At 63.1% G+C, this 12,911-nt stretch carries 8 protein-coding genes; 4 read left to right on the forward strand and 4 right to left on the reverse strand.

All coding sequences use genetic code 11. The features are described 5' to 3' along the window. Positions 1 to 173: 173 nt before the first annotated feature. The gene (tssF, locus tag ABIB24_RS14365) at positions 174 to 1,937 is read right to left on the reverse strand and encodes a type VI secretion system baseplate subunit TssF (protein WP_354316704.1); all 1,764 of its coding nucleotides are present in this window, start codon (positions 1,935 to 1,937) and stop codon (positions 174 to 176) included. A 292-nt stretch (positions 1,938 to 2,229) separates the two neighbouring features. Between tssF and tssM the strand changes: the two genes are divergently transcribed. Next, positions 2,230 to 5,892: a type VI secretion system membrane subunit TssM gene (tssM, locus tag ABIB24_RS14370; RefSeq protein ID WP_354316706.1), complete on the forward strand. Its 3,663-nt coding sequence runs from the start codon at positions 2,230 to 2,232 to the stop codon at positions 5,890 to 5,892. Positions 5,893 to 6,009: 117 nt separating this feature from the next. Here tssM and tssJ read toward each other — a convergent pair whose 3' ends face one another. From tssJ to tssG, 3 genes are read right to left on the reverse strand one after another with little or no spacing between them, the layout of a single operon-like run. Beyond that, positions 6,010 to 6,792, reverse strand: a complete 783-nt coding sequence (gene tssJ / locus ABIB24_RS14375; protein WP_354316708.1) for a type VI secretion system lipoprotein TssJ — start codon at positions 6,790 to 6,792, stop codon at positions 6,010 to 6,012. Then, entirely contained in the window at positions 6,789 to 7,358 is a 570-nt protein-coding gene (locus tag ABIB24_RS14380; protein WP_354316711.1) for an FHA domain-containing protein, read from the reverse strand. Before ABIB24_RS14380 ends, tssJ begins: the two co-directional genes overlap by 4 nt. Further along, positions 7,355 to 8,365, reverse strand: a complete 1,011-nt coding sequence (gene tssG / locus ABIB24_RS14385) for a type VI secretion system baseplate subunit TssG (protein ID WP_354316713.1) — start codon at positions 8,363 to 8,365, stop codon at positions 7,355 to 7,357. The genes ABIB24_RS14380 and tssG overlap by 4 nt, the downstream gene beginning before the upstream one ends. A 343-nt stretch (positions 8,366 to 8,708) precedes the next feature. Between tssG and ABIB24_RS14390 the strand changes: the two genes are divergently transcribed. From ABIB24_RS14390 to ABIB24_RS14400, 3 genes are read left to right on the forward strand one after another with little or no spacing between them, the layout of a single operon-like run. After that, positions 8,709 to 9,377 carry an ABC transporter ATP-binding protein gene (locus ABIB24_RS14390; protein ID WP_039613905.1) on the forward strand — a complete coding sequence of 223 codons (669 nt, stop codon included), beginning with the start codon at positions 8,709 to 8,711 and terminating at the stop codon, positions 9,375 to 9,377. Beyond that, entirely contained in the window at positions 9,374 to 11,836 is a 2,463-nt protein-coding gene (locus ABIB24_RS14395; protein WP_354316716.1) for an ABC transporter permease, read from the forward strand. The genes ABIB24_RS14390 and ABIB24_RS14395 overlap by 4 nt, the downstream gene beginning before the upstream one ends. Beyond that, positions 11,826 to 12,881, forward strand: coding sequence for a lipocalin-like domain-containing protein (locus tag ABIB24_RS14400; protein ID WP_354316718.1), 1,056 nt, complete (start codon positions 11,826 to 11,828; stop codon positions 12,879 to 12,881). The genes ABIB24_RS14395 and ABIB24_RS14400 overlap by 11 nt, the downstream gene beginning before the upstream one ends. Positions 12,882 to 12,911 lie beyond the last annotated feature (30 nt).

Here is a 12,911-nt window from a genome sequence, read left to right on the forward strand (position 1 = left end):
CCGAACAGGGGAGAGGCGATGTCGAAGAGGGGGAATGTGGTGTTCGAGCGGGTGTCGAACCCCAGCGCGTCGACATGAGGGAACAGTTCGCTGAGTGGGGGAGCGGCGCGGGCGTCTGCTCGGGTGTTCTCGAAGTCTTTCTCGGGCGCGTTGTTCATGCTCGGACCTCCTGGTCACATCACCGGCTGCCGCCCGGTCCGGGCGGGCCATAGCTGGCGGGTTGCGTTGGCGGTGTTGATGATCTGCAGTTGATGGAAGGAGTTGCTGTTGGCGTACAACGTCATGAAATGGGACAGCACGTTGCCGAACAGCTGCACCTCACCCTCGCATTCGAAGCCGGCAGGGTCGATGTGCAGGGTGGTGCGCATGCCCCGAACCGGCACGCCCTTGACCAGCCAATCGCAGGGCTCGTTGTCCACTTGTCTGATGGCGTCGAGGCGCTGGGTGGTATTGCGCTCCTGCTGCAGGTCATGGGCGGCGACAAAGTCGTAAACCCGCAGTACCGCGGCGAGGGTTGCAGGAGAAGACAGCGACAGGTTGTTCAGCGCAAGGTTGGAGAGCAGCGCCCAGTGGCGCTCACCTTGGCCACCGCTCTGCAGCATCGGCGGGTAGCTGCGGGTGGGGCGGGTGAGGTTGCGATAGGTGACGAACGAGGGGGTGTCCTGGGTGGTCACATCGACTTCGCCAACCCTGAGCTGCTGCGCAAGGGGCCCGTTGCTGCAGGTAAGGTCGATGTTCAGTTCTTCGTGCAGGCCAAGGTAGGGCGCAAGGTTGTGATGCACCAGGCGTATCCTGTGTTGCACCTTGTCATTGACGGGTTCCTGCTCGATGTCCAGCTTGTAGTAGCGGGCGGGCGTCGGCTCGGCCAACGGGAAGTCGCGGCCCAGGGCCTCGAAGGGTTTGAAGTCCTGTACGTGATCGTTGGATTTCTGGCGTTGGCTGCTGACTCGATCAATGCTGAAAATTTCACCTTTCTTGCCGCCCTGGCGCCCCATTCGCACGCTTTCACACAGTGCCTGCCCATTCAACGGAATGGGCTCTGCCGTACAACTGAACAGGTTGATGGCAGGGATGCAGTTGAGCAGGATCGTTGTCTGGTCGATCTGTATGTCGGGCGGGAGGGGCGCACTGAAACCGAACTCCAGCTGGATATGAGCGGCGGCCTGGTCAGGCCAGTAGCTGCCGAGCCCATCAATGCGAAACCCATGAAAGCGCTCCGGGAAGCAGAAGAATTCGTGCAGGATGCGGTAGCCATCCATCTGCTCGCCAGGGCTGGGCAGCAGCGCTTCATTTGCCTCGAAACCGACGAAGGCCACTGAGGGTGGTAGCGCAAAGCGGTGCTGGCCGATATGCAGATCAAGCTTGTGCAGGTGCCGCGCCAGCCACTGGTAGAGGGTGAGCGCATTGCGTTTACTGCCAGCCAGATGAAACCGCAGCTGGTCGCACTTCATCTGCCGCAGCGGCTGCTCGGACAAGGCGCCCAGGTCTATGCGCACTACCGGTGCTTCGGCACTGGGTTGCGTGGTGATGCTGCGAATTTCCAGCGGCGCGATAGCCAGGTCCGCGCAGGTGCGGAACTCGCAGCTCACGCCGTCAACGGCTCGGCTGAACACAGGGGTGCCTTTGGGCAGCACCTGGGTCTCGCTCAGCGCATGGTCGACAGGCTGGAACTGCATCAGTGTCATGCTCGGCAGCGGGCGCAGAAAATTGGGGTAGAGCAGCTGCAGCAACGGGTGGGTCAGCTCGGGCAGATGGTCTTCGATCTTCATGACCAGGCGAGCGGTCAGGAAGGCGAAGTGTTCCATCAGGTACTCGCTGGCCGGGTCCGAGGCGGTGCGACCGAGGACAGGCGCCAGACGCGGGTCGTCCTCGACAAAGTCGTCACCCAATTCCCGTAGGGTCTGCTGCTCCTGCATGAACCAGTCTTTGAACTTCATGTTTATCGCGCTGGACGCTCTATCTGGTGGCATGTGCCGGGGTTGATGAAAAGTGTGCATGGCTTAATTGTAGGAAAGTTCCCACAAGTTGCTGGGTTGCTAACTTTCCTGAAGCAAGTGCTTTTTATTTCATAATTCAGGAAAGTCACCGGCGTCTGCAAGAAAAGTGTTAGCTGGTATTTCTTGCTTGATATCATTGAATAGTGTTTTTCAATGCTGCTACTGTTTTTGCCAGTGTGCACTGTGAGGTGCCTTAAATCATTCGGATATGCAGTCGGTAAGGTTTGCCGCTATGAAAGTGAACAAGGACAGTCTGCTGCGCGGTGTATTGCTGGTGCAGCGTCAGGCAATGCCGGTAGTTGTTGGTGTGGTACTGCTCGGCGTTGCTGCCGCAGTGGTCTGGCTATGGTGGTTGGGGCCTGAATGGCGGTGGCGTGAGCAGCAACCATTGGTTGACCTGCCGGTGCGGATTGCGGCAACCGTGCTGCTGGTGATGCTGCCATTGCTGGCATGGAGCGCGTGGGTGCATCGGCGCAACCGCTCGATCGTACGCGAACAGCAACGGCAGCGGCGCGAGGTGGAAGACCCGTGCCTGGTGTATCTGCAGGCCCAGCAGCGCTCCCTCGACAGCAGCCTGGCCCGCTTGCGCGACAGCCAAGGTGGCCGCGGGCACCGTTACGATGTGCCGTGGTACCTCATCCTTGGCGAACAGAATGCGGGCAAGTCGAGCTTCGTCAGCCGTTCGGATCAGCGTTTTGCACTCGCCCGCACCGATGGCGCCACCCAGCGGGCCCGCACGGATCCGGACCTGGCTTTTGGCATCGACTGGTGGGTAGGTGACGACGCGGTGCTGATCGATCCGCCGGGCGAGTTCATCAGCCAGCCTGAGCGCCCGGCGCGTGTGGTCAAGCCCATCAAGGAGGAGGGGGGCGAAAACAACACGCTGCCAGCAGTGCAGGAGGCGGCACTGAAAGGGAGAGAACTGGCCGAGCCGAAAGGCCTGCCGGCGGGCGTCGAGCGACGCCTGTGGCGGCACATGATTGGCTGGCTTGCCCAGAACCGCAGCCGACGGCCACTCAATGGCGTGGTTTTGCTGGTGGATATGGTCAACCTGTTCGGGCGACCGGCGAAGGCGCGACGTGACCTGGCCTTGATGCTGCGCGCGCGCCTGACGGAGCTGGGCGGTGAGTTGGGTACGCGTTTGCCGCTGTACGTGGTGATGAGCAAGTTCGACTTGCTGGACGGTTTCGAGGAACTGTTCGCCGCGCTCCCGGCCCGTGAGCGGGAAGAGGTGCAGGGCTTTACCTTCACGTTGGGTTCGGTAAAGGACGTCGATGCCTGGCTGCAGGAGCTGGAGGGAGCTTATCAGGGCTTCCTGGGGCGCCTCGGCAGGCAACTGATGAGCGCTACCGTGGGCGCACCTGGCACCACGGGCAAGAGCGCCTGCTCGCTGCTTCGGGAATTGAGCGGGGCGCAGGAGATGTTGCTGAATTTTCTCGCTGATGTACTGGTCAGTGACCGCTACAGCACCCCACCCCTGGTGCGTGGCCTGTACTTTTCCTCGGTCTACCAGCGAGGCGAAGTGCGCAACCTGCTCGCGGATGCTTCTGCCCGCGCCTTTGCCTTCGCTACCCCGGCGTTGTCGACCAAGCCGCAAGGCACCTCCGTGGTGTATTTCGCGCAGCGGCTGTTGCAACGCGTGGTCTACCCCGAGGCCGGCCTGGCGGGCGACAACCGCAAGGTCGCCCGGCGCAAGGGCCGCCTGTTGAAGGGCGGCGCCTTGGCGGCGAGTGTGTGCGGGTTGGCCATGGCCGGTGGTTGGGCGTACTTCTACAGCGTCAACCGTGACAAGGCGGAGCAGGTGCTGGAGAAAAGCCTTGCGTTCAGCAACACCAGCACGGACGCCAAGGATGATTTGACCGGGCGCAGCCTGCTGCTGCCGTTGAATGAGATCCGTGATGCCGTGAGCCTGTACGGCGATTATCGCTCTGGTTGGAGCGTGTTCACGGATATGGGGCTGTACCAGGGTAAAGCCATTGGCCCGCAAGTGGACCAGGCGTACCTGAATGCCCTGGCCCAGCGCTTTCTACCGGTGATTGCGGGCGGCGTGGCAGCGTCTGTCAAGCAAGCCGCCCCCGGTAGCGACCAGCAGTTGGCGGCATTGCGCGTGTATCGCATGATCGAGGATCGCGGTAATCGTCGGGCGGAGATGGTCGAGCAATGGATGGCTCGCGAGTGGCAGAGGGCGTATCCGGGCCAGGGCCAGCTGCAGGCCGCGCTGATGCGCCACCTCAGGTACGCTTTGGCCTACGCAGATGTCGAGCTGCCGGAGTATCGGAAAGTCGTTGCCCAGGCGCAGCAGCAGTTGCGCAAGCTGCCGCTGGCCGAGCGTGTCTACATCGGCTTGAGGCAGCAGGCTCGGGAGCAACTGCACGGTGAGCTGGATTTGCGCAACGAGATCGGCCCAGCGTTCGATATCGTCTACAGGCCACTGGCCGAGCGCGATCACCAGGCGGCCGTCGACGCCAATTTGTCCCTGCCACCTTTACTGACGGCGGCGGGCTTTCGCGACTATTTCGACAAGCATAGCCAGAACGTGGCCGACCTCGCCCTGGTCGATCAGTGGGTGCTAGGTGAGCGGCGTAGCCTCGACTACTCCGACATGGACCGCCAGGCCCTGGCGGAGCGCCTGCGAGCCCTGTACAGCGCCGACTACATCGACAGTTGGCGGCGTGTGCTGAACCAGTTTTCGGTTGCCGAATTCAGCGATCTTGCGCATGCCTTGGGTGTTCTGGAGCAAGTCAGCGGCCCGGCAGCGCCGATACGCCGGCTGCTGGAAACCGTGCGCAGCAATACGCTGATCTATCCGCAGGCCGCGGACAGCGAGAAGGAGTCGAAAGCCGATCCGCAGGTTCGCATACAGGCCATGGGCATCTATCGGTCTTTCGCGGGGCTTTCGGGGATGCTCGATGTGCGTGGTGACAAACCGTCCTACCATGACGAAACACTCCAGGCGATCAGCGCTGTACACGACTACCTGAAGGCGGTGCAGGACAGCCCTGACCGGGGCAAGGCCGCCCTGGCGCTAGTGTTGAGCCGTTTTTCGGAAACGGCGCCCGACCCCATTCGCAACCTGCAGCGCATTGCCACGGGCCTGCCGGAACCCCTCAATCGGCATGTTCGCCAGCTGGCGGAGCAGACTTCGCAGGTGCTGATGGTCATGGCGTTACGGGAGCTGGAGCAGCGTTGGGATGCCGAGGTTTACAGCGTCTACCGGGAACGACTGGCCTCACGCTATCCCATCGACCCGGCCGGGCCGGATGTGTCGCTCAAGGATTTTGAAGCCTTCTTTGGCCCGCAAGGCCAGCTCAAGCGCTTCCAGGACCAGTACCTTGCGGTGTTTCTCGAAGACAACCTCGATGCGCTGTACTCCCGTGCGGATGAAGGTTACCTGGTCCGCCCCGAAGTCATGGTGCAGCTCAAGCAGGCTGAAGCCATACGCAACGCGTTTTTCGACAATCGCGGGGAGCTGAACGTGAGCTTTGGCCTGGAGCCTCTGGCGATCAGCGGTGGCTTGCGCGGCAGCGTCTTCGACCTGGATGGGCAGCTGCATGGGTTTGCGGACCGGGGCAAGGAGCCGATCGGCATGACCTGGCCGGGCCCTGCCGGGGAGAGTGGGCATAGCCGTGTCACCCTGGTGCAGGTTGCGGGTACCACTGTCAGCCTGGGCTATCACGGCCCCTGGTCGCTCTACCGCCTGCTCAGCCGCGGTGGGCTGAATGCCCGTACATCCACCAGTATCGATCTCGGTTTCATGATTGCCGGCGATACGGCGCGCTACAAGGTTCACGCCACGGGCGCAAACAACCCCTTCACCCGCCAGCTCTTTGCAGGGTTCGCCCTGCCGCAGCGGTTGTTGCGTGACGGCACGGCCAGCGAAGTGGCCGGGCGATAGGGCACGGCGCAGGCCACCCAAGAATCCCGATACCAGTGGCCTGGGTCGGGATTCGTTGTGTGTTTGTTCCGGTGCCTGGTCCGGCCTTCACAGGATGCTCATTTTTTATAGGACGGATCATTTGTCACGGCGGTATTCACTGTCTTGCCTGAGTTCAACGGCGTTGTTCTCGAAGTGAACGTGTACGGTATGGTTGTAACCGCGTGCCTGGATGCGGACTGCATCTTTCCAGCGGCCCTTGGGGTTATCGCCCAGGCGAGCAACGACGGCGATGTAGCGGGTGCGCTCGTTGATTTCTTCGTGTTCGATGAACTTGAACTGGCCAGGGGTCAGACGGTAGTCATCGACGCTGATCAGCGTGGTGCCCAGTGCTTTATCCAGGTCTTCTTCGACTTGCTCATAAGTGGCATCCAGCAACAACGAATCGTCCCGGAGCTGAAGTACCTTGAAAACGATGGATGACGGGGCCTGTTGCTGTGGTTGGAGGTCGAGTTCCTCAGGCAAAGCAGTTTGGGGCGTTGCGTAACTGGCCAATGGCGCAGGCGCCTTCGGCCCGACGATGGCTTGCTCGCCCTCGACGGAAGCGGGGTAGTTGCGGTGCAGCTGCTCCGCCAGTGAGCTCAGCTTTTCAGTCAGCTCGACAGGACTTGTGGCGCAGAGGTTGGCCGCCAGCTGTTCCGGGTGGCCATGCAGCGGTATTTGCTCGCCTGAATCTGTCGGTTCGAGGCTGACAGGCGCAGGCGGGGCCGCGGCGTAGAGGCTTAGCGCCAGGTGGCTGATGTCATTGTTAGGGCCACCGACAGGCAGAGCCGGATCCATCGCCACCTGGTAGATCTTGCTGATCGAAGTACAGCCACTGATCGCCAGGCAGGCCAGTAGCAAACCTACAGGCTTGTTCATTGCACCTCCTTGCCGAAGATTTCGACTATGGCCGGGTCAACCCGGGCTTGTGCGGCCCGGTCCAGATAGGCCAACGGATCAAGCTCATCCACCGGCCCAGGCATTGAGGCCTGGAAGAATCCGGCGATATCCGTAATCGGTACGCCAAGTACCTGCAGCGGGCACATCAGCTGATCAACCCCCAGCTCGGAGAGTGGGTGCCTGCCGGCATGCGGCTCCGGCTCTACCTCGTCCTCGCCCAGGTGTATGGCAATCTGGTAGTCACCCATCTGCAGTCTGTCGTTGTGCCTGAGGCGGACAGGCGTACTCGAAAGCAACTGGGTGTCACTGCCATTCATGAAACTCTTGCCGCTGTGGTCAATGATGCAGAAATGGCCTTCATGCCAGCCGATTTCGCAGTGCACCGGCAGGATGCGAACGCCCCGATCATGCAGGCGCCAAGCACCTTGACTGCCGATGGAGCCGCCAGCCCGATCGAAGCGATGCCGCGGTTCGCTGCCGTGCAAGAGTTTTTCCGGGTTGAGGACGGTGAGCGTGACGCTGGGGGAGAGAACATTTGTACTCATGTGCGTACCGTGATGCGAACAGGGGGAGGCGTGGGGTCATTGCGGTTGGCGATGAAGCTTGTCCAACCCAGGTGGGTGCCATGCTCGGCCCGTAGGCTGAAGGGAGGGGCTTGCTCGGCGCACATGCGTAACTCCAGGTCATAGGCCCCGACATCACGGAGCAGAAAATCCACCAGCCGCGCCAGCCTCTGGTAGTTGTCACCGCTGGGCAGGAATTCGCGGAACTGCTGCTGATTCAGGCCTGCGATCACAATGGTGAACTTGCTGCTGCGTGACTCGATGCTGTCGCCAACCAGGAAGTTGTTGCCGAGTTGGTAGTTTCTGGCCCCCAGGCAGTTGCGTTGGGAAGTGGGAATCGAGACGGTGCGCTTTTCGAATTCGCGGATGGCAACCTGCTGGAGGTCGAAGCAATGCGCGATCATGCCGGCTACCATGCCGGGGGAGCGGCTGCGGCTGGCGATCATTCCCACGAAACTGAGCAAGCGGCTCCAGGGTAGCGGCGTAGCGCCGCGTAGTGCCGAGTCGTCCAGGCCGATCAGGGCGAAGACATAGCGGGAGAAACCGTCCTTCGCGCCCGGTTGGAAGCGTACGTAGTAGCGGTACTTGCGCCATCCTTGATGGAGCAGGGTATGAAGGCGATGGTTGAAGAAGTTGAGGAAAGCCGGGCGTAAACCGATGCCGTGTGCGTTTTCGTAGGCGATCTCGTCAAGGTAGTAAGTGGGCAGTGGCGAGTCTGTGCCATGCAGGCCCAGAAAACTTGCCTGGATGCGGTAGCGGTCGTCCTTCAAGCGATCGGCGCGCAACACGTCGGCAACAGGGAAAGACAGGCTGGGGGACACTTCCAGCCGTAATCGGCGTCGCGTCTCTCGAGCAAGTGGGCGTTGTTCCAGATCGTCGTCGTGTACGTGATACAGCAATTCCAGTAGCTGGAAATAGGCGTACTGGTGGGCGCTTTCCAAAGCGATATCGACCTGGCCAGCGGCGTGCAGAACTACTGGTTTTTCCATGGTTGAGTCTCTTGCCGTAACTAACGGATGCGAAGTGAATGCTGATCGTAGTCGATGGTTTCTGATTCAGGTCATTGTTTTCTCGTCTGAAAGTGGATATCGACCAATAAAAAGAAATTTCTGTAGGAAGTGTCTTTTTTTATTGGTGCGGGGCTGTTTATGTTGACTTTTTGGTAAGGCTTTCAGGGGCGTGGAATTACTAAGTTCATCGAGGGTTGAAGTTGGAAGCCGCTTTTCGAATAGAACCGGAAATTGCTTTATCGAGGAAAACGACGAGTGTTCGTTCACGCCGCGATGAACCTGCTATTCCTAAGAAGACCCCTGAACCCACCAAGGCCCGTCGATGCTGGTCATCGAGCAACTGCACAAATCATTCCCCACCCCCCAGGGCCCGCTCCCCGTGCTGCAGGGCGTCGACCTGCGCCTGGCGCGCGGCAGCAGCCTGGCGCTGATGGGCGAGTCGGGCAGCGGCAAGAGTACCTTGCTGCACCTGGTGGCCGGCCTGGACCGTGCCGACAGTGGCCGCATCCTGATCGACGACACCCCGCTCGACAGCCGTTCCGAGGCGTCGCTGGCGTTGTGGCGGCGGGAGGGCATCGGCCTGGTGTTCCAGCAGTACAACCTGATCAGCAGCCTGGACGTGGGGGCCAATCTTGCGTTCCAGGCGCGGCTGGCCGGTCGGCATGATCCCGATTGGCTGGCCTACCTGGCGCAGCGCCTGGGTTTGGCGGATTTGCTGGCGCGTTACCCGGAGCAATTGTCTGGCGGCCAGCAACAGCGGGTTGCCATCGGCCGCGCCCTGGCCGGGCGCCCGGCCTGGTTGCTGGCCGACGAACCCACCGGCAGCCTCGATGAAACTAGCAGCGATGAGGTGTTGAGCCTGCTGTTGCAACTGGTCGCCGAGGCTGGCAGTGGGGTGCTGATGGTGACCCACAGCCCGCGGCTGGCGGCGCGCTTGCAGCAGCGTTGTTACCTGCAGGCCGGCCGTGTGCGGCCCGAGCAGGGCGGATGAGGCTTTTATCGCTGGCCCTGCTGGCGCTGCTCAGCCACTGGCGGCGCCATCGCGTGCAGTTTTTCAGCATCTTCACCGGCCTGTGGCTGGCAACGGCGCTGTGGACCGGCGTGCAGGCGCTGAACAGCCAGGCACGCAGCGACTATGCCCGCGCCAGCGCGGTGCTGGCCGGGCCGTTGCAGGCGCAACTGGTGCCGCGCCGTGGCGAGCGCTTCGACCAGGCACTGTACGTGCAGTTGCGCAGGCTGGGCTGGGCGGTGACGCCGGTACTGGAAGGGCGCTTGCGCTTTGCTGGTGAGCCGGCGCGCAGCGTGCGGTTGATCGGCATCGAGCCGTTGAGCCTGCCGCCGGCCAGCAGCGTCGCCGGTGTGCAGCCCGGAACGTTCGATCTGCAGGCCTTTGTCGGCATGCCCGGGCAAGCCTGGATCGGGCCGGACACCTTGCGCCAGCTGCATGCAGGCCCCGGGGCCGCAGTACGCGACAGCGAAGGGCAGCTGCTGCCGCCGTTGGTTCTACAGCCAGCGCTGGCCCCGGGGGTGATCGTGGTCGATATCGGCCACGCCCAGGCGCTGCTGCATGCACCCGGGCAGTTGTCGCGCTTGCTGGTGGCTGCCACGCCGGGGCCGTTGCCGGTGGATATCGCGCCTTACCTCGAGCTGCAACCCCGGCAGGACGATGGCGGCTTGCAGCGGCTGACCGACAGTTTCCACCTCAACCTGACCGCCCTTGGCCTGCTGGCGTTTGTCGTCGGCCTGTTCATTGCCCATGCCGCAATCGGTTTGGCACTGGAACAGCGGCGCGGCCTGATTCGCAACCTGCGTGCCTGTGGCCTCGGCCTGCAAACCCTGCTGTGCGCCTTGGTGCTGGAGCTGGGGCTGTTCGCGGTGCTGGGCGGTTTGGCCGGCGTGGCCAGTGGTTACGGGCTGGCTGCGTGGTTGCTGCCCGATGTGGCCGCCAGCTTGCGCGGCCTGTATGGCGCCCAGGTCGCCGGGGCGCTGAGCCTGCCCGCCGGGTGGTGGCTGATGGGCGTGCTGGTGAGCGTGCTGGGGGCGCTGCTGGCGGGTTTGGGCAGTGTGTTGCGTGCGGCGCGGTTGCCGTTGCTGGCGCTGGCGCAACCTCAGGCGTGGCGGTTGGCCCAGGGGCCTTGGTTGCGGCGCCAGGCCCTGGTGGCCGGCCTGTTGCTTTTGCTGGCCCTGGGCTGTGGCGTGCTGGACGACAGCCTGCCCAGCGCGTTCGGCCTGCTGGCAGGCTTGCTGCTGGCGGCGGCGCTGCTGCTGCCGGCCTTGCTCGACTGGGTGCTGGCCTGGCTGGCGCGCCATTGCCGGCGGCCTTTGGCGCAATGGTTCGTCGCCGACAGCCGCCAGCAATTGCCGGCCCTGAGCCTGGCATTGATGGCACTGTTGCTGGCGCTGGCGGCCAGTGTCGGGGTGGGCAGCATGACCGAGGGCTTTCGCAAGACCTTTGTCGGCTGGCTTGACCTGCGCCTGTCCGCCGACCTGTATGTCACCCCAAGGGACACCGCCCAGGGCTTGCAGATAGCCGAGTGGCTCGGGCAGCAACCTTCGGTGGATGTTGTATTGCCCGGCTGGCGTGTGGAAACACAGCTGCAGGGCTGGCCGGTGCAGGTCCAGGGCATCGTCGATCATCCTGTCTATCGCACACGCTGGCCATTGCTGGCGCCGCAAAAGCAGGCTTGGCAACAACTGGCCGCCGGGCAGGCCGTGATGCTCAGTGAACAGCTGGCCAGGCGACTGAAGCTGCAGCTGGGTGATCGCCTGAGGCTGCCCGCAGACACTTCGCCAGCCCTGAGCGTTGTGGGCATCTATGCCGATTACGGCAACCCCAAAGGGCACATGCTGGTCAATGCCGGCTGGCTGCGCGGGCATTGGCCACAGGCAACCCTGACCGGGTTGAGTGTCGATCTGGTGGGCGACCAGGTGTCGGCGCTCGAGGCTGCATTGCAAAAGCGCTTCGCCCTGGACGACAGCCGCGTGGTCGAGCAGACGCGGCTCAAACGTTGGTCGACCGACGTGTTCAACCGCACCTTCGCCGCCACCGCCGCGCTCAACAGCCTCACCCTTGGCGTGGCAGGCGTGGCGCTGTTCATCAACCTGCTGACCCTGGGCCAGACCCGCCTGGGCCAGTTGGCGCCGCTGTGGGCACTGGGGGTGCGGCGCACGCACCTGGTGTGGCTGAGCCTGGGGCAGACACTGTTGCTGAGCAGCCTTACCGTGCTGCTGGCGATTCCGCTGGGCATCCTGCTGGCCTGGTGCCTGGTCGCGGTGGTGAACGTGCAGGCATTCGGCTGGCGTTTGCCGCTCTACGTGTTCCCTGCGCAACTTCTGCACCTGGCCGTGCTGGGCATGCTTACCAGCCTGTTGGCCAGCGCCTGGCCACTGTGGCAGCTGGCGCGTCGCCAGCCGCGCGAACTGTTGAGGCCGTTTGCCGATGAAACGTAGCGCCTGGCTGTTGCTGTTTGGGTTGCTGGGCGGCTGTGACCAGCCCGCCGAGCAAAGCTATGCCGGGCTCGGGCAGCAGGCGGGTGAATTCAGCCAGGTAAGCCGCGGCCATCGCCTGGAATTTCCGCGGGACCACGGGGCCCACGATGGTTTTCGCATCGAATGGTGGTATGTCACCGCCAACCTCCAGGACTTCCAGGGGCGGGACTGGGGCGCGCAGTGGACGCTGTTTCGCTCGGCCCTGCGCCCAGGCCCCGAGACTGCCGGCTGGAACAGCCCGAACCTGTGGATGGGGCATGCGGCGCTGACCGGTCCCGGGGGGCATCGGTCTGGCGAAACCTTGGCGCGCGGGGGTATCGGCCAGGCCGGTGTGCAGGCCCAGCCGTTCCGGGCGTGGATCAATGACTGGTCGTTGCAGGGCAGCAGTGGCATCGAGCATCTGCAAATGGTCGCCGGTGGTGACGGCTTTCGCTACGACCTGCAACTGCACAGCAATCGGCCCTTGGTGCTGCACGGGGACCAAGGCTACAGCGAGAAGTCCGGCAAGGGGCAGGCTTCGTACTATTACAGTCAGCCGTTCTACCGGGTGAGTGGGGAAGTGCAGCGTGACGGCCAGTGCATTGCAGTCACCGGCCAGGCCTGGCTGGACCGGGAATGGAGCAGCCAGCCGCTGGCTGCCGGGCAGACGGGTTGGGACTGGTTTTCCCTGCACCTGGACAGTGGCGCCAGGCTGATGCTATTCCAGGTGCGCGAGGTGCAGGGGGAGGCGTATCGCGCCGGGACCTGGGTCGGCCCGCAGGGTGAGGTGGTAGCACTGCAGGGTGCGCAGATCCAGCTGCAGGCGCTGGCCTGGGCCCGGCAGAAGAACGGCAAGCAGGTGCCGACGCGATGGCGGGTGCAGGTGCCGGGGCATGGCGTGGATGTGCAGGTCGAGGCTGTGGAGTCGCAGGCCTGGATGGAGACGCGGTTCCCGTACTGGGAGGGGCCAGTGCGCTTGACCGGGAGTGCGGGTGGCCGTGGGTATCTGGAGATGACCGGCTATTAGCAATTCTGGGGTTTCTGAGTTTTCCTGGGG

Origin of the sequence: Pseudomonas sp. UYEF17, from assembly GCF_040546125.1 — a bacterium.
Taxonomy (GTDB): Bacteria; Pseudomonadota; Gammaproteobacteria; order Pseudomonadales; family Pseudomonadaceae; genus Aquipseudomonas; species Aquipseudomonas putida_Z.

Bases quoted from the DNA above. Each gene is read 5' to 3' on its own strand.
- ABIB24_RS14400 (WP_354316718.1), top strand. From the start codon at position 11,826: ATGAAACGTAGCGCCTGGCTGTTGCTGTTTGGGTTGCTGGGCGGCTGT.
- ABIB24_RS14380 (WP_354316711.1), bottom strand. From the start codon at position 7,358: ATGAGTACAAATGTTCTCTCCCCCAGCGTCACGCTCACCGTCCTCAAC.
- tssF (WP_354316704.1), bottom strand. From the start codon at position 1,937: ATGAAGTTCAAAGACTGGTTCATGCAGGAGCAGCAGACCCTACGGGAA.
- tssJ (WP_354316708.1), bottom strand. From the start codon at position 6,792: ATGAACAAGCCTGTAGGTTTGCTACTGGCCTGCCTGGCGATCAGTGGC.
- ABIB24_RS14390 (WP_039613905.1), top strand. From the start codon at position 8,709: ATGCTGGTCATCGAGCAACTGCACAAATCATTCCCCACCCCCCAGGGC.
- tssM (WP_354316706.1), top strand. From the start codon at position 2,230: ATGAAAGTGAACAAGGACAGTCTGCTGCGCGGTGTATTGCTGGTGCAG.
- tssG (WP_354316713.1), bottom strand. From the start codon at position 8,365: ATGGAAAAACCAGTAGTTCTGCACGCCGCTGGCCAGGTCGATATCGCT.
- ABIB24_RS14395 (WP_354316716.1), top strand. From the start codon at position 9,374: ATGAGGCTTTTATCGCTGGCCCTGCTGGCGCTGCTCAGCCACTGGCGG.